Annotated in this window: 19 protein-coding genes; 13 read left to right on the top strand and 6 right to left on the bottom strand. The window is 67.5% G+C overall.

Going from position 1 to position 19,059, the window contains the following annotated elements; translation table 11 throughout:
- Positions 1 to 51: 51 nt before the first annotated feature.
- The gene (locus AB4120_RS15695; RefSeq protein ID WP_149138447.1) at positions 52 to 3,096 is read right to left on the bottom strand and encodes an FAD-binding and (Fe-S)-binding domain-containing protein; all 3,045 of its coding nucleotides are present in this window, start codon (positions 3,094 to 3,096) and stop codon (positions 52 to 54) included.
- A gap of 98 nt (positions 3,097 to 3,194) precedes the next feature.
- Positions 3,195 to 3,887, bottom strand: a complete 693-nt coding sequence (locus AB4120_RS15690) for a GntR family transcriptional regulator (RefSeq protein ID WP_149138446.1) — start codon at positions 3,885 to 3,887, stop codon at positions 3,195 to 3,197.
- 250 nt (positions 3,888 to 4,137) lie between these two features.
- Here AB4120_RS15690 and AB4120_RS15685 point away from each other — a divergent pair, with 250 nt between their 5' ends.
- The 4 genes from AB4120_RS15685 to AB4120_RS15670 all read left to right on the top strand — a co-directional run bounded on the left by AB4120_RS15685 (position 4,138) and on the right by AB4120_RS15670 (position 8,534).
- Positions 4,138 to 5,343 carry a pyridoxal-phosphate-dependent aminotransferase family protein gene (locus tag AB4120_RS15685; protein WP_441642556.1) on the top strand — a complete coding sequence of 402 codons (1,206 nt, stop codon included), beginning with the start codon at positions 4,138 to 4,140 and terminating at the stop codon, positions 5,341 to 5,343.
- Positions 5,344 to 5,457: 114 nt separating this feature from the next.
- Positions 5,458 to 6,471: a Bug family tripartite tricarboxylate transporter substrate binding protein gene (locus AB4120_RS15680; protein ID WP_149138444.1), complete on the top strand. Its 1,014-nt coding sequence runs from the start codon at positions 5,458 to 5,460 to the stop codon at positions 6,469 to 6,471.
- 37 nt (positions 6,472 to 6,508) lie between these two features.
- Positions 6,509 to 7,015: a tripartite tricarboxylate transporter TctB family protein gene (locus tag AB4120_RS15675; RefSeq protein WP_149138443.1), complete on the top strand. Its 507-nt coding sequence runs from the start codon at positions 6,509 to 6,511 to the stop codon at positions 7,013 to 7,015.
- A 10-nt stretch (positions 7,016 to 7,025) separates the two neighbouring features.
- Positions 7,026 to 8,534 carry a tripartite tricarboxylate transporter permease gene (locus AB4120_RS15670; protein ID WP_144197597.1) on the top strand — a complete coding sequence of 503 codons (1,509 nt, stop codon included), beginning with the start codon at positions 7,026 to 7,028 and terminating at the stop codon, positions 8,532 to 8,534.
- On the opposite strand, the gene trhA is transcribed toward AB4120_RS15670, so the two are convergent.
- Complete coding sequence (gene trhA, locus AB4120_RS15665) at positions 8,522 to 9,139, bottom strand: PAQR family membrane homeostasis protein TrhA (RefSeq protein ID WP_144197598.1); 618 nt, start codon at positions 9,137 to 9,139, stop codon at positions 8,522 to 8,524. The genes AB4120_RS15670 and trhA overlap by 13 nt on opposite strands.
- A gap of 148 nt (positions 9,140 to 9,287) precedes the next feature.
- Positions 9,288 to 9,986, bottom strand: a complete 699-nt coding sequence (locus AB4120_RS15660) for a dienelactone hydrolase family protein (RefSeq protein ID WP_441642555.1) — start codon at positions 9,984 to 9,986, stop codon at positions 9,288 to 9,290.
- A gap of 195 nt (positions 9,987 to 10,181) precedes the next feature.
- Between AB4120_RS15660 and AB4120_RS15655 the strand changes: the two genes are divergently transcribed.
- The 3 genes from AB4120_RS15655 to AB4120_RS15645 all read left to right on the top strand — a co-directional run bounded on the left by AB4120_RS15655 (position 10,182) and on the right by AB4120_RS15645 (position 14,038).
- Positions 10,182 to 11,009 carry an alpha/beta fold hydrolase gene (locus AB4120_RS15655; protein WP_149138442.1) on the top strand — a complete coding sequence of 276 codons (828 nt, stop codon included), beginning with the start codon at positions 10,182 to 10,184 and terminating at the stop codon, positions 11,007 to 11,009.
- A gap of 181 nt (positions 11,010 to 11,190) precedes the next feature.
- Positions 11,191 to 12,189, top strand: a complete 999-nt coding sequence (locus AB4120_RS15650; RefSeq protein WP_149138441.1) for a Bug family tripartite tricarboxylate transporter substrate binding protein — start codon at positions 11,191 to 11,193, stop codon at positions 12,187 to 12,189.
- 55 nt (positions 12,190 to 12,244) lie between these two features.
- Positions 12,245 to 14,038 carry an IlvD/Edd family dehydratase gene (locus AB4120_RS15645; RefSeq protein WP_262389704.1) on the top strand — a complete coding sequence of 598 codons (1,794 nt, stop codon included), beginning with the start codon at positions 12,245 to 12,247 and terminating at the stop codon, positions 14,036 to 14,038.
- Between the two features lie 30 nt (positions 14,039 to 14,068).
- Here the strand turns inward: AB4120_RS15645 and AB4120_RS15640 are convergent, their stop codons facing one another.
- Positions 14,069 to 14,950, bottom strand: coding sequence for a LysR family transcriptional regulator (locus AB4120_RS15640; RefSeq protein WP_149138440.1), 882 nt, complete (start codon positions 14,948 to 14,950; stop codon positions 14,069 to 14,071).
- 93 nt (positions 14,951 to 15,043) lie between these two features.
- Here AB4120_RS15640 and AB4120_RS15635 point away from each other — a divergent pair, with 93 nt between their 5' ends.
- The 4 genes from AB4120_RS15635 to AB4120_RS15620 all read left to right on the top strand — a co-directional run bounded on the left by AB4120_RS15635 (position 15,044) and on the right by AB4120_RS15620 (position 17,052).
- On the top strand, positions 15,044 to 16,009 hold the full coding sequence (locus tag AB4120_RS15635; RefSeq protein WP_149138439.1) for a dihydrodipicolinate synthase family protein: 966 nt from the start codon (positions 15,044 to 15,046) through the stop codon (positions 16,007 to 16,009).
- 87 nt (positions 16,010 to 16,096) lie between these two features.
- Positions 16,097 to 16,378: a hypothetical protein gene (locus AB4120_RS15630; protein ID WP_149138438.1), complete on the top strand. Its 282-nt coding sequence runs from the start codon at positions 16,097 to 16,099 to the stop codon at positions 16,376 to 16,378.
- Positions 16,375 to 16,788, top strand: coding sequence for a response regulator (locus tag AB4120_RS15625; RefSeq protein ID WP_316248508.1), 414 nt, complete (start codon positions 16,375 to 16,377; stop codon positions 16,786 to 16,788). Before AB4120_RS15630 ends, AB4120_RS15625 begins: the two co-directional genes overlap by 4 nt.
- Complete coding sequence (locus tag AB4120_RS15620) at positions 16,789 to 17,052, top strand: LuxR C-terminal-related transcriptional regulator (protein WP_316248536.1); 264 nt, start codon at positions 16,789 to 16,791, stop codon at positions 17,050 to 17,052.
- Here AB4120_RS15620 and AB4120_RS15615 read toward each other — a convergent pair.
- Complete coding sequence (locus AB4120_RS15615; protein ID WP_149138437.1) at positions 17,049 to 17,705, bottom strand: response regulator transcription factor; 657 nt, start codon at positions 17,703 to 17,705, stop codon at positions 17,049 to 17,051. The two genes, AB4120_RS15620 and AB4120_RS15615, sit on opposite strands and share 4 nt — an antisense overlap.
- Positions 17,706 to 17,947: 242 nt before the next feature.
- Between AB4120_RS15615 and AB4120_RS15610 the strand changes: the two genes are divergently transcribed.
- On the top strand, positions 17,948 to 18,547 hold the full coding sequence (locus tag AB4120_RS15610; RefSeq protein ID WP_149138436.1) for a TagK domain-containing protein: 600 nt from the start codon (positions 17,948 to 17,950) through the stop codon (positions 18,545 to 18,547).
- Entirely contained in the window at positions 18,534 to 19,058 is a 525-nt protein-coding gene (gene tssE, locus AB4120_RS15605; RefSeq protein ID WP_441642554.1) for a type VI secretion system baseplate subunit TssE, read from the top strand. Before AB4120_RS15610 ends, tssE begins: the two co-directional genes overlap by 14 nt.
- Position 19,059 lies beyond the last annotated feature (1 nt).

Genomic DNA, 19,059 nt, shown 5'->3' with positions numbered 1-19,059 from the left:
CGGGAGCGGGAACTTGGCGGATTTGGACGGAGAATCTGCGGCGTAGGTGCGCTATCCGGCTGGCGTTTGTGCCATCGCCATGGCCCGCTCCAGCACCCGCGCCACGTGCAGCGCCTCCCGGCCCGCACCATCGTGGATCTGATGTCGGCAACTCGTACCATCGGCCACCACGAGGGTGTCGCCATCGGCCTTGCGCACGGCCGGCAGCAGCGACAGCTCGGCCATCTTCATCGAGGCTTCGTGATGCTCGGCCTCGTAGCCGAAACTGCCCGCCATGCCGCAGCACGACGACTCCACCAGCTCGGTCTTCAGGCCCGGAATCCAGCCAAGTACCTGCTCCACGGGGCGCACGGCGTCAAACGCCTTCTGGTGGCAGTGGCCGTGCAGCAGCGCGCGCGCCGTGCCGATGGGCTGGAGCGACGGGGCGAAGCGGCCGGCGGCGTGCTCGCGGACCAGGAATTCCTCGAACAGGAAGGCGTTGTCCGCCAACTGGCGCGCGGCGTCGCCGTAGCCGTACTGGAGGAATTCGTCGCGCATCGACAGCAAACAGGATGGCTCCAGCCCCACCACGGCCACGCCGCGCGAGACGAAGGGCAGCAGCGCATCCAGCGCACGGCGGGCCTCGGCCTTGGCTTCATCGACCAGACCCGCCGCCAGGAAGGTGCGGCCGCAGCACAGCGGCCGCTCGCCCGGCACCGCCGACAGGTGCACGGTGTAGCCGGCGCCCTCCAGCACGCGCTGGGCCGCGCGCGCGTTCTCGGGCTCCATATGGTTGTTGAAGGTATCGACGAACAGCACCACCTCCTTGCCGCCCGCCGCCTTGGGCGTGTAGTCGCCGCCCAGGAAGGCCGCCTGCCAGCGCGGCAGCGAGCGCCGGGCGGACAGGCCGAACAGCCGCTCGCTCAGCGCCGGCAGCCCCGGCACGCGGTCACGCAGGTTGAACAGCCACGGCAGGCGGCTGGCCAGCCCCGCGTAGCGCGGCAGGAAGGCGACCATGCGGTCGCGCGCGCGCAGCTTGCCGGCCTTGGCGTGGGCGGCGCGGACCTCGATCTTCATCTTGGCCATGTCGATGCCGGTGGGGCAGTCGCGCTTGCAGCCCTTGCAGGAGACGCAGAGGTCGAGCGCTTCTTTCACCGCCGGCTCCAGCAGCCCTGCCGGGCCGAGCTGGCCGGACAGCGCCAGCCGCAGCGTGTTGGCGCGGCCACGGGTCAGGTGCTGCTCGTCGCGCGTGACGCGGTAGCTCGGGCACATGGTGCCGGCGTCGAATTTGCGGCAGTGACCGTTGTTGTTGCACATCTCCACGGCCGCCGCCAGCCCGCGCGCGGGGTCCAGGCCGGTGCCGGGCGCGCTCTCGGCCTCGGTGACGGGGTCGCGCGTGACGTTCCACGCCGACCAGTCGAGCGCCGGGGTGATCGGCTTCACTGTGTAGCCGGGCGGGAAGCGGAACAGCGCGGTGTCGTCCATCTTCGGCGTGCCCACGATCTTGCCGGGGTTGCAGCGGTTCTCGGGGTCGAACAGCGCCTTGACCTCGGCGAAGGCCTGGTTCAGCGCCGGGCCGAACTGCCACGCCACCCATTCGCCCCGGCAGAGACCGTCGCCATGCTCGCCCGAGTAGGCGCCCTTGTATTCGCGCACCATCGCGGCGGCTTCCTCGGCAATTGCCCGCATCTTGGCGGCGCCGTCGCGGCGCATGTCGAGGATGGGGCGCACATGCAGCGTGCCGACGCTGGCGTGGGCGTACCACGTGCCGCGCGTGCCGTGCTTGTGGAAGACCTCGGTCAGGCGGGAGGTGTACGCGGCCAGATGCTCCAGCGGCACTGCGCAGTCTTCGATGAAGGACACCGGCTTGCCGTCGCCCTTCATGCTCATCATGATGTTCAGGCCGGCCTTGCGCACTTCCCACAGCGCTTTCTGCGGGCCGGCGTCGGGCATCTCCACTACCCAGCCCGGCAGGCCGAGATCGGCCATCAGCTCCACCAGCCGCGCCAGCCCGCGCAACGTGGTCTCGCGGTCTTCGCCGGCGAACTCCACCAGCAGGATGGCCTCGGGCTCGCCCACCAGCGCGCGCTCGATCACCGGGCGGAAGGCCGGGTTATGGCGCGCGAGGTCGATCATGGTCCGGTCGACCAGCTCCACCGCCGCCGGCTGCAGGCCGACTATATGGCGGGTGAGGTCCATCGACTGGTAGAAGGTCGGGAAATTCACCACGCCGAGGGTCTTGTGCGTGGGCAGCGGCGCCAGTTGCAGCGTCAGGTGCCGGAAATAGGCCAGCGTGCCCTCCGAGCCAACCAGCAGGTGGGCGAGGTTGACGCTGCCGTCGGCGGTGTAGGGCCGCTCGTTCCGGGGATGGAACAGGTCGAGGTTGTAGCCGCCCACGCGGCGCAGCACGCGCGGGTACATCTCGGCGATGGCGTCGCGCTCCCGCTCGGCGATGCGCCGCACGCCATCGGCGATGGCGCGGTGCGGGGCGCCGTCCGCCGGCCAGCCGGCGTCGAAGCGCACGTCCTCGCCGCCGGCCAGAATCGCCTGGATGCCCAGCACGTTGTGCACCATGTTGCCGTACTGGATCGAACGTGACCCGCACGAGTTGTTGCCGGCCATGCCGCCGATCGTGCACTGCGCCGCCGTGGAGACATCCACCGGGAACCAGAGCCCGTGCGGCTTGAGCCAGGCGTTGAGATGGTCGAGCACGATGCCGGGCTGCACGGTCACCGTGCGCGCCACCGGGTCGAAGTCGATCACCTGGTTCAGGAACTTGCTGTTGTCGATGACCAGCGCCTCGCCCACGGTCTGCCCGCACTGGCTGGTGCCGCCGCCGCGCGGCAGCAGGGGCGCCTTGAAGTCGCGGGCGATGTCCAGCGCCAGCCGGGCGTCGGCTTCGTCGCGCGGCACGACCACGCCAATCGGCATGACCTGGTAGATCGAGGCATCGGTGGCATAGCGGCCACGGCTGGCGGTGTCGAACAGCACGTCGCCGCGCAGTTCCGCGGCCAGGCGCCGGTACAGCGGCGACTGCGTGGCCGGTGAGGAAGCCGCGCCGGGCATGAAGCGCAGCGGCTGCACGCCGGGCGGCGTGGGGGTGGTAGGCAGGGCCATGAGCGGGGATGTCTCCGTGTGCATGCACTGGAGACGCTGCCGCCATGGCCCGTGGCGCGCCGGCCTGCCGTCCAGGGGACGGGGCGGCGCGCCCGGGGTCAGGCGGCGGCGTCCTGTGCGCGTTCTAGTTCGGCGATCAGCGCGTCGTGCTTGTGTTGCAGGTGCGCGCGCAGGATGTCACGCAGCGCGGCGCCGTCGCGCTTCGCCAGGGCATCGAGCATGGCGCCGTGCTCGCGCACGGCCAGATCCCATTTGTCCTGGTCGAAGTTGGAGCGGAAGCGCAGCGCCTGGATACGCAGGTTGATGCGTCGATAAGTCTCCTCGAGGATCGGATTGCGCGCCGCGGCGTTGATGGCGTCGTGGATGCGCCGGTTCAGCGCGTAGTAATTAGGGAGGTCCCGGCGCGCGTGGCACGCCAGCATCTCGTAGTGCATGGCACGGATCTCCACCAGCTCGGCGTCCGTGATGCGCTGGCAGGCCAGCTCGCCGCTGGTGGCTTCCAGCGCGCCCATCATCTCGAACAGGTGGTCGATCGATTCCTTGGACAGCACTACCACCTCGGCGCCCCGGTTTGGCAGCAGTGTGACCAGGCCATCACTCGCGAGCACCTTGAAGGCTTCCCGCAGCGGAGTGCGGGAGACCTGGAGCAGGTCGCACAGCACGCGCTCATTGAGCCGGGTGCCGGGCGCCAGATCGCCTTCCATGATCATGGTGCGCAGGCGCTGGGCCACCGCCACATGCAGGATCTGGCGGTCTACGGCTTGCGAGGGAGTGGTCGGATTGGCGGTCATCAGGGATCGTGTGGCTTGACAGTATTGTATTCAAAACCTACTCTGGGGCAAGCACGAACTGCATTCCGGTGTCGTTGGCCACGCCCGGAACAGCGCGACGGACGGTCTGAAATCCTGATAAGTATTGATTTATAAGGACTTTTTGCGGAATGCAGGGCGCTTGCGCCGGGCAACATTATCCCGCATGCCGGACTCGCAGTGCATCCCCGATTTTTGAATACAAAATTCAAACCGAAGAACACGAGGCGACATGATCCGACTGAACTCCCATCCCAGCGGCCGGCATTTCCTGCAGATCCCGGGTCCGACCAACGTGCCCGACCGCGTGCTGCGCGCGATGGACTACCCCACCATCGACCACCGCGGCCCCGAGTTCCAGCAACTCGGCAAGAAGGTGCTGGCGGACATCCGCAAGGTCTTCCAGACCGCCCAGCCGGTTGTGATCTATCCGGCCTCTGGCACGGGCGCGTGGGAAGCGGCACTGGTGAATACGCTCTCCCCGGGCGACCGCGTGCTGATGTTCGAGACCGGCCACTTCGCCTCGCTGTGGAAGAAGATGGCCGACAAGCTCGGCCTGAACCCCGAATTCCTGGTGGGCGACTGGCGCCACGGCGTGGATGCCGCCGCCATCGGCGCCCGGCTGGCCGAGGACCGCAACCATGAAATCAAGGCGGTCTGCGTGGTCCATAACGAGACCTCCACCGGCGTGACCTCCGACATCGCTGCCGTGCGCCGTGCGATCGATGCCGCCGGGCACCCCGCGCTGCTGCTGGTGGACACCATCTCCTCGCTCGGCTCGATCGACTATCGCCACGACGAATGGGGCGTGGACGTGACCGTCTCGGGTTCGCAGAAGGGGCTGATGCTGCCGCCGGGCCTGTCGTTCAACGCGGTCAGCGCCAAGGCCGTGGCGGCGTCGGCCAAGTCGAAGCTGCCCAAGGCGTTCTGGGGCTGGGAAGAGATCATCGAAGCCAACAAGAATGGCTTCTGGCCGTACACCCCGGCCACCAACCTGCTCTACGGGCTGTCCGAGGCGTGCGACATGCTCCAGGAGGAAGGCTTGCAGAACGTGTTCGCACGCCATCGCCGCCATGCCGAGGCCACGCGCGCCTGCGTGAACGCCTGGGGGCTGGAGATCCTGTGCCAGAACCCGGCCGAGTACAGCCCGGCGCTGACGGCCGTGGTCATGCCGGACGGCCATAACGCTGACGCACTGCGCAAGGTGGTGCTGGAGAACTTCAACATGTCGCTGGGGCAGGGGCTGTCCAAGCTGTCCGGCAAGGTGTTCCGCATCGGCCATCTGGGCGACTTCAACGACCTGACGCTGATGGGCACCCTGGCCGGCGTGGAGATGGGCCTGGCGCTGGCCGGCGTGCCGCACCATGCGGGCGGCGTGCTGGCGGCGATGGAAAGCCTGCGCGCGGCCGCGCTGAAGCCGGCGCTGCGCGCCGCATGATCCGGTCACCAACGATGTAGAAGAAAAAGACGGGCCGCCCGGTCTTCCGGGATGGCCCGGCCGTACCGCCGATGCGCCATCAGAGCGCACGGTTCACACCAAAGGAGACAGACCATGACGTTGCGTTCCCCCGCACGCGCCGCCGCGCGTGCTTCGCTGCTCGGTATTGCCCTCAGTGTTTCATTTGCCGCTCCCGCGTTTGCCTGGGAGCCCACCAAGCCGGTCGAGATCGTGGTGCCGTTCAGTGCCGGCGGCGCCTCCGACCAGATGGCGCGTTCCATCCAGGGCATCATCGCCAAGCACAAGCTGATGGGCCAGCCGGTCATCGTGGTCAACAAGGCCGGTGCCAGCGGCGCCGAGGGCCTGATGGACACCAAGGCGTCCAAGGGCGACCCGCACAAGCTGCTGGTGACCTCGTCCGCGCTCTATACCGTGCCGATGGTCAGCCAGCTGCCGTTCAACTGGCGCGACCTGACCCCGGTGGCCATGGTGGCGATGGACGAATTCGTGCTGTGGACCAACGCCGAAGCGCCCTACAAGACCCCGGCCGACTATATCGCCGAGGCGAAGAAGCAGCCCGGCAAGCTCAAGATGGGCGGCACCAGTTCCAAGCGCGAGGACCAGATCATCACCGCGCAGATGGAGCACAAGGCTGGCGTGCGCTTCATCTACATCCCGTACAAGGGCGGCGGCGAGGCCGCCACGCAGCTCTCGGGCAAGCACATCGACTCCAACGTGAACAATCCGTCCGAATCGATCGGCCAGTGGCGGGCCGGCGAGCACCGCGCGCTGTGCGTGTTCGCGCCGTCGCGCATGCAGTACTCGGGCAAGGTCACGGCCACGCAGAGCTGGGGCGACATTCCCACCTGCAAGGAGGCCGGGCTGGACGTGCAATACCAGATGCTGCGCGTGTTCATGCTGCCGGGTGGCGTCACGCCGGACCAGCAGAAGTACTACGTCGATCTGATGCAGAAGGTGGCCGCCACGCCCGAGTGGAAGGAGTACCTCGAAAAGAACGCGCTCAAGAACGAGTTCCTGACCGGCACCAAGCTGACCGAGTTCCTCCAGGCGGACGAGACCCGCCACAAGGACATCATCAAGGAAGCGGGCTTCGTGGCGGCACGGTGAGCGCCGGCGGCGGCGTTCCTTCAACCGGGAGACTCACATGAGCGAACACACCCAGGAGCCCGCCGCGCCGGCGGCCATCACGGTGCGCACGGCGGAGATCGCCGTGGCGCTGCTGATCGCCGCCGGCGCGGTCGTGGTCATGGTCAGCAATTACCAGATCGGCGCGGGCTGGGCGCCGGACGGCCCGCAGGCCGGCTACTTCCCGCTGCGCATCGGGGCCATCATCTTCGTGGCCTGCCTGGCCGTGCTGTGGCAGGCGTGGCGCACGGCGTCCGACGCCACCTTCGTCACCTGGCCGCAGTTGCGCCAGGTGGCGGTGATCCTGGTGCCGCTGACGATCTACATCGCGCTGATCAAGGTCCTCGGCATCTACGTGGCCAGCGCCATCTTCATCGCCGGCTTCATGCGGGTCATCGGCAAGTTTGCCTGGTGGCGTGCCGTGCTGACCGGCGTTGCCATCAACGCCGCGCTGTTCTGGATCTTCGAGATGCAGTTCCGCGTGCCACTGCCGAAGGGCCCGCTCGAAGCGGCGTTCGGTTTCTGAGGGGACGGGCGTGGAAGAACTGAACTCACTGATGGGCGGCTTTGCGGTCGCCATGTCGTGGCACAACGTCGGGCTGATGCTGGTCGGCATCCTGCTCGGCATCGTGGTGGGCGTGCTGCCCGGGCTGGGCGGCCCCAACGGCGTGGCGATCCTGCTGCCGCTGACGTTTTCGATGGAGCCAACCTCGGCCATCATCATGCTGTCCTGCATCTACTGGGGCGCGCTGTTCGGCGGGGCGATCACCTCGATCCTGTTCAACATCCCCGGCGAGGCCTGGTCCGTGGCGACCACCTTCGACGGCTACCCGATGGCCCAGCAGGGCGAGGCCGGGCGGGCGCTGACCTCGGCCTTCACGGGCTCGTTCCTCGGCGCCCTCGCGGGTGTGTTGTTGATCACATTTCTGGCGCCGCTGGTGGCCAAGTTCGCGCTGCGCTTCGGGCCGCCGGAATTCTTCGCGGTGTACTTCCTCACGTTCTGCAGCTTCGTCGGCATGGGCAAGGAAGCCAAGGCCAAGATCGTGATTGCGATGTGCATGGGCTTTGCGCTGGCGGCGGTGGGCATGGATACCGTCTCGGGCACGCTGCGCATGACCTTCGGCTCCACCGAGCTGCTGCGCGGGTTTGATTTCCTGGTCGCCGTGATCGGCCTGTTCGGCATCAGCGAGATCCTGATCACGATGGAGGAGGGCGTGGCCTTCCGCGGCAAGCGCGCCAGCATCGACCTCAAGGTGGTGCTCAAGACCTGGGCAGAGCTGCCGCGCTACTGGATGACGCTGATCCGCTCGTCGGTGATTGGCTGCTGGCTGGGCGTGACGCCGGGCGGCGCCACGGCGGCGTCGTTTATGGGCTACGGCGTGGCCAAGCGCTTCTCGCGCAACCGCGAGAGCTTCGGGCGCGGCAACGTGGAAGGGGTGATCGCGCCGGAGTGCGCCGCGCACGCGGCCGGCACCAGCGCGCTGCTGCCAATGCTGGCGCTGGGCATTCCCGGTTCCGCCACGGCGGCCGTGCTGCTGGGCGGGCTGATGATCTGGGGCCTGCAGCCGGGGCCGCTGCTGTTCACCGAGCAGAAGACCTTCGTCTGGGGGCTGATCGCCAGCATGTACCTGGGCAATATCGCCGGGCTGATCGTGGTGCTCTCCACGGTGCCGCTGTTCGCGGCCATCCTGCGCATTCCGTTCGCGATCATCGCGCCGCTGATCCTCGTGGTGTGCGCCATCGGCGCATTCACGGTGCATAACGCCATGTTCGACGTCTGGCTGATGTTGATCTTCGGCGTGATTGGCTACGTGCTGAAGAAGCTGGACTACCCGCTGGCGCCGCTGGTGCTGGCGCTGGTGCTGGGTGACCGCGCCGAGGATGCGTTCCGGCAGACCATGCTGATGTCCCAGGGCCAGCTGGACGTGTTCTGGTCCAACGGCCTGGTCGGCACGATCATGGCGCTGGCCGTGGCGGTGCTGGTGTGGCCGGTGATCGGCGGGCTGGTGGAAAAGGGCCGGCGCCGGAAGGTTCAGCCCACGTAGTAGAGGATGCTGACGAACTGGCAGAAGCTGCCCGCCAGGACGAAAAGGTGCCAGATGCCGTGGAAGTGGCGCACGCGTTCGTCGAACAGGAAGAAGCCGATGCCGGCGGTATAGGTGGCGCCGCCGGCCACCAGCCAGTACAGGCCGGCACGCGGCAGGGCGGCGGTGAGCGGATCGAACGCGAACAGCACCAGCCAGCCCATGATCACGTAGATCGACAGGGACAGGATGCGCGTGCGGTGGCCGATCCACAGTTCCTGGATGATGCCGATGACCGCCAGGCCCCAGTTGACGCCGAACAGCGTCCAGCCCCAGGGGCCGCGCAGCGTGACCAGCGCGAAGGGTGTGTAGCTGCCGGCGATGAGCAGGTAGATGGCGCAGTAGTCGAGCCGGCGGAAGATGTCCTTCGCCGGGCCGCGGATGCTGTGGTAGACCGTGGAGATGGTGTAGAGCAGGACCAGCGTGGTGCCGTAGACCACTGAGCTGACCACCTTCCAGGCATCGTGATGCAAGGCCGAGGAAGTGACGAGCACTGCCATGCCGGCGGCCGCCAGGACCGCCCCCGCGAGGTGGCTGTAGCCGTTGAACCGTTCGCCGCGATACATCCCCGAAGCTCCGTTTCCGCGTTGGACCAGCCGGCATTTTGGCATGGATCAACAGAAACGATGTTGCGTCGCCGCAAATCTGACTAGTTCGAAACGTCCATGTTTCTCCCCGCTCCGGCTTGCGCCAGGGGGGAGAAGCGTGTCCCTGTTACTTCATCGCCTGGAAGAACTTCAGCGTCCGGGCGTTGGCCTCTTGTGCCGCATCCGCCACGTAATGCACGCCGTCATTGCGGGCAAAGGCGTGCTGGCAGCCCGGGTAGGTGTGGATCTCCACGTGGGGGCTGTCTTCCAGCGCCTCGATGATTTTGGCGCGGGCTTCGGCCGGCACGAATTCGTCTTCCTCGGCGATATGCATCAGCAGCGGCTTGGCGATGCGGGAGGCCTCGTCCAGATGCTTGTCCATGCCGACGCCGTAGTACGACACCGCCGCATCGGCCCCGGTGCGCGTGGCGGTCAGGTAGGCCAGCAGCCCGCCCAGGCAGTAGCCCACCGTGCCCACGCCGCCGGTCACGCCCGGCTGCTGGCGCACGGCCTGGATGGTGGCGTCGATGTCCGCCACGCCCTTGTCCACGTTGAAGCCGTTGTAGAGCGCCAGGGCGCGCTTCCACTCCGCCTCGGTCTTGTCGGTCAGTTCCACATTGGGTTCCTGGCGCCAGTACAGGTCCGGGCAGATCGCCACGAAGCCTTCGCGCGCGAAGTTGTCGCAGGTCTCGCGCATGTCGGCGTTGATACCGAAGATTTCCTGGATGACCACGATGGCCGTGCCGCGCGCGTTGGCGGCGTCCGGGGTGGCGAGGTAGGCGGCGAAGCTGCCGTCCGGTACGGAAAGGGTGATGCGCTGGCCCATGGTTGTCTCCGGTGTCGGGGGGAATGGTCCGGAGAAGCTTAGCAAACGACTATCGTTCATGTGGCGTGAAATGTTGTGAAGCGCGCGTCCCACGGCTTGCCTTTGCCGCCGCCATCGCCTTTGATGAAACGTTCCCGCCCGGCGGCATCCCATCACCGCTGTCCCACCCCCCAACCCCATCCAGGAGCACGCATCATGGCTTTCGCAATCGCGCAGGACGGCACGGAGATCTATTACAAGGACTGGGGGCACGGCCGCCCCATCGTGTTCTCGCACGGCTGGCCGCTCTGCAGCGACGCCTGGGACGCCCAGATGCTGTTCTTCGTGCAGCAGGGCTTCCGCGTGATTGCCCATGACCGCCGGGGCCATGGCCGCTCCGGGCAGCCGTCCGGGGGCAACGACATGGATACCTATGCCGATGACCTGGCCGCCGTGCTGGAGAAGGCCGACGTCGAAAAGGCCACGCTGGTCGGCCATTCCACGGGCGGGGGCGAGGTGGCGCACTACATCGGCCGTCACGGCACACGGCGCGTGGCGCAGGCGGTGCTGATCGGGGCGGTGCCGCCGATCATGCTGAAGACCGCCGCCAACCCGGGCGGGCTGCCCATCGACGTGTTCGACGGCATCCGCAAGGGCGTGGCCGAGAACCGCTCGCAGTTCTACAAGGACCTGGCGGTGCCGTTCCACGGGTATAACCGCGAGGGCGCCAAGCCGTCGCAGGGCACCATCGACAGTTTCTGGGCGCAGGGCATGGCGGGCGGCATCAAGGGCCAGTACGAGTGCATCAAGCAGTTTTCGGAGGTGGACTACACCGAGGACCTGAAGAAGTTCGACGTGCCCACGCTGATCCTGCATGGCGAGGACGACCAGATCGTGCCGATCGACGCCGCCGGGCGGCTGTCGGCCAAGATCGTCAAGGGGGCGGTGCTGAAGACGTATCCCGGCTTCTCGCACGGCATGTGCGTGGTCAATGCCGATGTGATCAACGCCGACCTGCTGGCCTTCGTCAAACAGTCGACCTGATAGCAGCGCCTGGGGCAGACCGGTGAAACCATAAGAATTTTTGCGTTCATCGGTCTGAAAAGCGCTTTTTTCTGCTTTCGACAGCCGCCAGACTGTCGGCAGCAGCGCGTCCCCCGCCGGTTTGCCGAGGCTCGCCCCTCCGCGCTGTCCCCTATCTATATAAGAAGACACCGGAGACAACATGACCCCCACCTACCGCGCCGTCCGGCGCCGCCTGCTGCTGGCCGGCCTTGCCGCGCCGCTGGCCGTCTCGATGCGTAGCGCGCTGGCCGCGTGGCCGGACAAGCCGATCCGCCTGGTGGTGCCCTACCCGCCGGGCGGGGCCACCGATGTGATCGGCCGCATCATCGCCAGCAAGCTCTCCGAGGCGCTGGGCCAGCAGGTGGTGGTGGACAACCGGGGCGGCGCGGGCGGCAATATCGGCGCCGAGGCCGTCGCCAAGGCGGCGCCCGATGGCTACACGCTGCTGATGGGCGCGCTGACCTCGCACTCGACCATGGCCACGCTGGAGCGCGGCCGGCTGCGCTACGATCTGGTGAAGGACTTCGCGCCGGTGATGGTGGTGGGCTCGGTGCCGCTGGTGGTGGTGGTCAACCCCAAGCTGCCGGTGCACACGCTGCAGGAGCTGATCCAGTACGGCAAGGCGCATCCGGGCAAGCTGAACTACGCGTCGTCTGGCGCCGGGGCGCCGCAGCGCATGGCCGCCGAGATCTTCCGCAAGGAGGCCGGGCTCGACATGGTGCACGTGCCCTACAAAGGCAGCGGCCCGGCGATGACCGACCTCGTGGCGGGGCAGGTGAACATGATGGTGGAAACCGCGCCGGCCTCGCTGCCGTTCATCAAGTCCGGACAATTGCGCGCGCTGGCCGTGGCCGCGCCGGCCCGGATCTCGATGCTGCCGGACGTGCCATCCGCCACCGAGGCCGGCATGCCCGCGCTCGACGTCAGCTCCACGTTCGGCGTGCTGGCGCCCACCGGCACCCCGCCGGCCGTGGTCGAACGGCTGAACGCCGCGCTGGCCAGGATGCTCGAGGCGCCGGACGTCAAGGAGCAGTTCCTGAAGCAGGGCGTCTACGCGCTGGCGCCGACTTCGCCGGACAAGGCCGCCGAGCGCCTGCGCACCGAGGTATCGCGCTGGGAAAAGGTGATTACCGACGCCCAGATCAAATCGGATGGCTGACCGCCATCGCCGATTTCTGAATTTTTCTTGATTGTTGTTCGTACACGCCGCATCCATGACTCAGAAACCCAAGGACTCCTCCTCCCCCGCATCGACCCCATCGACCGGATCGACGGAATCGACCCAAGGCCAGCCCGGCGCCACCGGCCTGCGCAAGGGCCTGACCAACTATGGCGACCAGGGCTTCTCGCTGTTCCTGCGCAAGGCGTTCATCAAGGGCTCGGGCTACACGGACAGCGCGCTCGATCGCCCGGTCATCGGCATCGCTGACACCGGGAGCGCGTACAACCCGTGCCACGGCAACATGCCGCAGCTGCTGGAGGCGGTGAAGCGCGGCATCATGCTCGCCGGCGGGCTGCCGATGGCCTTCCCGACCATCTCCGTGCACGAGAGCTTTGCCGCGCCGACCAGCATGTACCTGCGCAACCTCATGTCGATGGACACCGAGGAGATGATCCGCGCCCAGCCGATGGACGCGGTGGTGCTGATCGGCGGCTGCGACAAGACCGTGCCGGCGCAGCTGATGGGCGCCGCCTCGGCCGGCGTGCCGGCGATCCAGCTCGTGACCGGGGCGATGCTGACCGGCTCGCACCGCAGTGAGCGCGTGGGCGCCTGTACGGACTGCCGCCGCTACTGGGGCAAGTTCCGCGCGGGCGAGATCGATGCCGACGAGACCGCCGACGTCAACAACCAGCTGGTGGCCAGCGTGGGCACCTGCTCGGTGATGGGCACGGCCAGCACCATGGCCTGCCTGACCGAGGCGATGGGCATGAGCCTGCCCGGCGCGGCCACGCCGCCCGCCGTCACGGCGGACCGCATCCGCATTGCCGAGCTGACCGGCGCGCGCGCGGTGCAGATGGCACGCGAGCGGCTGACCATCGACCGCATCCTGACCCCGGCCGCGTTCGAGAACGCGATGCGGGTGCTGCTGGCCATTGGCGGGTCCACCAACGGCATCGTCCACCTGGCGGCCATCGCCGGGCGCGTGGGGCTGGACATCGACATGCAGGCGCTGGACCACATGGGCCGCGAGACCCCGGTGCTGCTCGACCTGAAGCCGAGCGGCCAGCACTATATGGAGGACTTCCACAAGGCCGGCGGCATGGCCACGCTGCTGCGCGAACTGAAGCCGCTGCTGCGGCTGGACGCGCTGACGGTGACCGGCCGCACGCTGGGCGAGGAGATCGAGGCCGCTGGCCCGGGCTTCGCGCAGGACGTGGTGCGCACGATGGCCGCGCCGATCTATCCGCAGGGCGGCATCGCCGTGCTGGCCGGCAACCTGGCGCCGGGCGGGGCCATCATCAAGCAGTCGGCCGCCGATGCCCGGCTGATGGAGCACGAAGGCCGCGTGGTGGTGTTCCAGGACTCGCAGGACCTGGTCGAGCGGATCGATTCGGATGACCTCGACGTGACGCCCGACGACATCCTCGTGCTGCGCAATATCGGCCCGAAGGGGGCGCCGGGCATGCCCGAGGCTGGCTATATCCCGATTCCGCGCAAGCTGGCCCGCGCTGGCGTGAAGGACATGGTGCGGATTTCGGACGGCCGCATGAGCGGCACGGCGTTCGGCACGGTGGTGCTCCATGTAACACCCGAGGCGGCCGTGGGCGGCCCGCTGGCGCTGGTGCGCACCGGCGACCGCATCCGCCTCAGTGTGAGCCGGCGCGAGCTGAGCCTGCTGGTATCGGACGAGGAACTGGCGCAGCGGCGCGCGGCATCGGACTGGATCGAACCGAGCGCGCCGCGCGGCTACCTGAAGCTGTTCCTGCAGACGGTGACGCAGGCCGACCGGGGGGTGGATTTCGACTTCCTGCGCGCGGCGGAGACCCGTGGCAAGACGCCGGAGTAGGGCGGTGGCAGGGGCGATGTCAGGGGCGTGTCAGGTCCGGGTGGTCCGGAACAGCGCGCGGGCTTCGTCGAGCAGGGCTTCGGCCAGCGAGGCGCGCGGCCCGTGCGTGGCCCAGATCAGGCCCACGCGGCGTACCGGCGCGCGGTCCGGCAGCGGCAGGCGGGCGATCTTGAGCGGGCCGTCCCACATCGGCGCCCAGTCCGGCACCAGCGCCACGCCGAGGCCCTCGCTCACCAGCGCGGCGATGACCATCAGGCCATCGACCTCAAGCCGCTGGTGCGGCCGGATATCGTGGTCGCGCAGGTAGCGGTCCGCCAGCTGCCCGCCCAGTACGGAGCGGTCGTAGCGGATGAACGGCTGGGTGGCCAGCAGCGCGTGCGGGTCCTGCCCGGCCAGCGCGGCGGGTGCCACCACCACCAGCGGCTCGGCGATGAATTCGGCCCACTGGTAGCCCTTGGCCACCGCGAACTGCGGCTCCACCACGATGGCGGCATCGAGTTCGCCACGCACGAGGCTTTCGCACAGTTCGATGGAACGGCCAGGCTTGACGAACAGGTTGACGTCCGGATGCCGCCGGTAGAGCTGGCCCAGCAGCGGCGGCACGATGCTGCCCATCGCCGTCACGAAGGAGCCGAGCCGGAATTCGCCGAGCGAGGCGTCGCCGCTGGCCACGGTGCTCATGTCGCGCACATCGCGAATCACCTGCCGGGCACGTTCGAGAATGCGGATGCCGGCCTCGGTCGGTACCACCGAGCGGCCGGCGCGCCGCACCAGCGGCACGCCAATCTCCTCCTCGAGCGCGTGCAGCCGGGCCGCGATGGCGGCCGGCGTCAGGTCGAGCCGGCGCGCCGCTTCCGCGAGCGAGCCGACATCCACCACTGTCACGAAGCTTTGGAGGAATCTGACATCCATGCCGTGATGCTAACAAATCCCATGACCTTGAAGGGGGCGCCGCTTGGGGCTACCCTGACGATCGCTTTCCCTGACTACCCCCCAGGAGCCACCATGCCTTCCCCCGCTTCCCCCGCTCTCACTGCGCTGACCGCTGACGCACGCGGCGTCTTTCCCATCGCCCCCACGCCGTTCTTCGACGATGGCACGATCGACATCGCCTCGATCGACCGCCTGACCGACTTCTACCTGGCCTGTGGCGCCACCGGCATCACCGTGCTGGGCCAGCTTGGCGAGGCGCCCAAGCTGGAGCATGCCGAATCCGTGGAGGTGGCGGCCCAGATGATCCGCCGGGCGGGTCGGCTGCCGGTGGTGGTGGGGGTGTCGGCGCCCGGGTTTGCCGCCATGCGTGCCCTGACGCGGGAGGTGATGGAGCGCGGCGCGGCCGGCGTGATGATCGCCCCGCCCAACACGCTGCGCACCGATGACCAGATCGTCGGCTATTACCGCCAGGCCGTCGAGGCCATCGGCGCGGACGTGCCGTTCGTGATTCAGGACTATCCGCTGACCTTCTCGGTGCAGATGACGCCCGGCGTGATCCGCCGCATCGTGCAGGAACTGCCCTCGTGCGTGATGCTCAAGCACGAGGACTGGCCCGGGCTGGAGAAGATCTCGACGCTGCGCGGCTTCGAGCGCGACGGTTCGATGCGCCATATCTCCATCCTGTGCGGCAACAACGGCCTGTTCCTCGACTATGAGATGGAGCGCGGCGCCGACGGCGCCAACACGGGCTACTGCTTCCCGGACATGCTCTGCGACGTGGTGCGCCTCTCCGCCGCCGGCCAGCGTGAGGCAGCGCACGACCTGTTCGATGCCCACCTGCCGCTGCTGCGCTACGAGCAGCAGCCCGGCGCGGGGCTGGCGGTGCGCAAGTACGTGATGATGCGGCGCGGCTTGCTGACGTCTGCCGCCCAGCGCAAGCCGGCGGCGGCGATGACGCCTACCGCCAGGTCGGAGGTCGACCACCTGCTGGCCCGCTTGGCACGGCATGACCCGCGCGCGGCTGCGGCAATCGGCTAAAGCCGGCTTTCCCAGGATTCTCGGACTCGTCCTATATCGTTAAGCCACGTTGCTTGGTAATGTGACGCGATACGTGCCTGCCAAGGCATGCCATTCGCATTTGCACTTCGCAATCAATATGAAGCAGGATGGATTTTCTCTGAGGATTCGGCAATGGGAGACAGGGCTAACCTGATGCGCACGCTTGTATCGTTCGCACTCCTGCGTGAGGCAGAGCGCAAAGTCTTCATCTCGCAAATGAACGAATTCCTGCTGGCCTCCCCGAAGATCCGGCAACGGATCGTCCAGGAATGGCGCGAGGGCGCCGAAGGCCACCGGAAGGGTGCCGCCGGCCGAGCAGAGGATTGCAATCGATCAGGCCTGCTATGAGTCGCTACGGTATCCGCGTCATCTTTGCCGATGACCATCCTGTGCTCACGCTCGCAAACCGCCATGTCGTCGCCGCCGTGCCCACCATTGCCTGTGTGGGCGACGCGCGCAATTCGACAGAACTCGTCGATCTGCTACAGCGCACGCCCTGCGACGTGCTGGTCACGGACTACGCCATGCCCGGTGGCGAGTACGGCGACGGGCGTACGATGATCTCGTTCCTCTCCCGCCGCTATCCGGCGCTCAAGCTCGTGGTCATGACCATGATGGACAACCCGATGGTGCTGCGCTCGCTGTTCGGCCAGCGCATCCATTGCATCGTCAGCAAGTCCGACGATCCGGGCTACGTGGTGCCGGCGATCCATGCCGCGTTCCGCGGGGATCGCTTTGTCTCGCCGCGCGTGGAATAGCTGCTGGAGGCCTGGCCGGTCACCGAGGGGAGCGGCGACGATGCGCGCCTGCGGGCACTCAGCCAGCGCGAGCTGGAGGTGGTGCGTCTGTTCGTCTCGGGCATGACCGTCTCCGAAATCGCGGGCGTCCTGCGGCGGACCAAGCAAACCATCAGCACGCAAAAGCTCAGCGCGATGCGCAAGCTCGGCATCGAGCGTGACGGCGACCTGTTCCGATACGCGAACGAGGTAGGGCTGGTGGCGAGTGCGTCGGGCGCAGTCTAGTTGCCAACGTCGTCAAGCAGCGCGAGCGAGGCGGCACAGCGGATCAGTTCCATGTCGTTCCGCAGCCCCAGTTTCTGCATGGCGCGGTTCTTCTGGGTGCTCACCGTCTGCTTCGCCTTGTGCGTCCTGGCAGCGATTTCGCTGATCGTCATCCCGGACACATAGAGCCGCACGACTTCCATCTCCCGCGCCGACAGGCCGCCGCCCGGCGCGGCGAGCAGCCGGCTGATGGCCGGCGAGAGGTATGCCACACCGCGCCAGGCCTCGCGTATCGCCGTGACGATATGCCCCACCTCGTCGAACTTGCTGACGATGCCCGTCAAGCCGCGCGCGAGGATGGCGCGAACGATCACCGGATTCTCCTGCGCCAGCAGCACCACGATGGCGATGCTCGGATACTTGCGCCGCAGGTATCGCAGCAACGCCATGCCATCCATGGCGTCCCGGCCGCGCATCGAGTAATCGACGAGGACCACGTCGCATTCGAATGGACTCGACGATCGCTCGAACTCCTCGGCAGTCGCATGAATGCCTACGAGTTCCAGCTGCGGAGACGTCTTGGCAATGTGCTCCACGCCGAGTCTGGCCAAAGGCCGGTCGCCTGCAAACACGACACGGATGCGCGGACCTGGTGCGAAGTTCAGCTGGTGCATGGCGATGTGTGCCCGATATGGTAGGTCTGAAGCGGCCGGATTGTAGAGGGCCAAGACCCGCCCGCACATCGGAATTCTCCGAGAAATGCGATCACTTCCCGCTATACCCATCATGCGTCACTGGCGCGGCGCCGACAGGCACGCGAGCGCATTGGAAAAATCGGACTAGTTCAATAGATTGCGCGGCGCCAGCTTGCTAGTCTTCGCTCTCTGGAAAACTCATTCCAGCCTCGAACGGCGCCATGAACGAAACAGATGCAGCACGCGAGGAGGGCGCGGTGTCCACGTCCTCCGATTACAGCGACCTCGTCGCGCTGGCCATGGGCGGCGCGCTGGATGTGCCTTCGCTGCCGGATACATCGCTGGTACGACGCGCTTCCGACGCCAGCCAGCCACTCGCCGACCTTGATGCTTCCGACGTGCTGGGGCAGCTTGCTGTCGAGTATCGTGAGGCGCTGATGTCCGTCGGCCAGGAGCCGAAGCGCCTCAAGCGCCTGGGAGCCGGGTGCGCGTCCGGTCCGCTACCCCCCGATCCGCTGCGTCTGAACACCAAGGCGACATCGGCCGTCTGCCTGTTCGACGATCTGCTTGGCCCGCGTCGCATCGACCGCGTGCTGGACGGTCTCGACAGCTTCGGCGCGCAGCAACTGTTTGCACCGCCGCCTCGGCACGAGATCCTGAGACTATTCGCAACCCGCAATCTGCAGACGCGCCGCGCTGGGCAGTTCGCGCTGCTGGCACGCCAGGAGCACCATGCATCGAGCATGGACAGCTGCCTCGCCATGCCGGAGATCGCGGCTGACCCCGCCGACGACACAGGAGACCGCCATGCCACCACGTGACGGCGGGCTTCGCCACGCGTACCTCCCCTCCCTGCTGGATCGCCTGCAGGACGATGCCCCGCAACAGCGCAGCGAGCCGCCCGAGGCCTACGCGCCGGACGAGCGCGGCATGCGTCGCATCATCCAGCGCGATCTTGGCCTGTTGCTGAATACCACCAACCTGAACGAGGAACTCGACGCCGGGGCCTATCCCGAGGTGGCTAACTCGGTCGTCAACTACGGCATTCCACCGCTCTCCGGCGGATTCGCCACGGAAATGACCTGGGAGCGGCTTGAGGAGCGGGTGCGTACCGCGATCGCCCGCTTCGAGCCCCGGCTGATTCCGGACACGGTGCGGCTGCGTCCGCTGCGCGACGCGTCCGCACGGCGCTACAACAAGATGATGTTCGAGATCGAGGCGCTGATGCAGTGGACGCCCTATCCGCTCGAGTTTCGTATCCAGAGCGTCTTCGATCTGGAGCTGAGCAAGGTCTCGCTCCAGTCGGGCCATACCCCGGGATCGGCAGGCTGAC

This window comes from Cupriavidus sp. 2KB_3 (assembly GCF_052115685.1).
Lineage (GTDB): Bacteria > Pseudomonadota > Gammaproteobacteria > Burkholderiales > Burkholderiaceae > Cupriavidus > Cupriavidus campinensis.
Note: the sequence above shows the minus strand (reverse complement) of the source record. Positions and strands in the feature narration are given on the sequence as shown.

Coding starts and splice junctions, on each gene's coding strand:
- AB4120_RS15695 (WP_149138447.1), bottom strand. CDS start 3,096: ATGGCCCTGCCTACCACCCCCACGCCGCCCGGCGTGCAGCCGCTGCGC.
- AB4120_RS15690 (WP_149138446.1), bottom strand. CDS start 3,887: ATGACCGCCAATCCGACCACTCCCTCGCAAGCCGTAGACCGCCAGATC.
- AB4120_RS15685 (WP_441642556.1), top strand. CDS start 4,138: ATGATCCGACTGAACTCCCATCCCAGCGGCCGGCATTTCCTGCAGATC.
- AB4120_RS15680 (WP_149138444.1), top strand. CDS start 5,458: ATGACGTTGCGTTCCCCCGCACGCGCCGCCGCGCGTGCTTCGCTGCTC.
- AB4120_RS15675 (WP_149138443.1), top strand. CDS start 6,509: ATGAGCGAACACACCCAGGAGCCCGCCGCGCCGGCGGCCATCACGGTG.
- trhA (WP_144197598.1), bottom strand. CDS start 9,139: ATGTATCGCGGCGAACGGTTCAACGGCTACAGCCACCTCGCGGGGGCG.
- AB4120_RS15660 (WP_441642555.1), bottom strand. CDS start 9,986: ATGGGCCAGCGCATCACCCTTTCCGTACCGGACGGCAGCTTCGCCGCC.
- AB4120_RS15655 (WP_149138442.1), top strand. CDS start 10,182: ATGGCTTTCGCAATCGCGCAGGACGGCACGGAGATCTATTACAAGGAC.
- AB4120_RS15650 (WP_149138441.1), top strand. CDS start 11,191: ATGACCCCCACCTACCGCGCCGTCCGGCGCCGCCTGCTGCTGGCCGGC.
- AB4120_RS15645 (WP_262389704.1), top strand. CDS start 12,245: ATGACTCAGAAACCCAAGGACTCCTCCTCCCCCGCATCGACCCCATCG.
- AB4120_RS15640 (WP_149138440.1), bottom strand. CDS start 14,950: ATGGATGTCAGATTCCTCCAAAGCTTCGTGACAGTGGTGGATGTCGGC.
- AB4120_RS15635 (WP_149138439.1), top strand. CDS start 15,044: ATGCCTTCCCCCGCTTCCCCCGCTCTCACTGCGCTGACCGCTGACGCA.
- AB4120_RS15630 (WP_149138438.1), top strand. CDS start 16,097: ATGCCATTCGCATTTGCACTTCGCAATCAATATGAAGCAGGATGGATT.
- AB4120_RS15625 (WP_316248508.1), top strand. CDS start 16,375: ATGAGTCGCTACGGTATCCGCGTCATCTTTGCCGATGACCATCCTGTG.
- AB4120_RS15615 (WP_149138437.1), bottom strand. CDS start 17,705: ATGCACCAGCTGAACTTCGCACCAGGTCCGCGCATCCGTGTCGTGTTT.
- AB4120_RS15610 (WP_149138436.1), top strand. CDS start 17,948: ATGAACGAAACAGATGCAGCACGCGAGGAGGGCGCGGTGTCCACGTCC.
- tssE (WP_441642554.1), top strand. CDS start 18,534: ATGCCACCACGTGACGGCGGGCTTCGCCACGCGTACCTCCCCTCCCTG.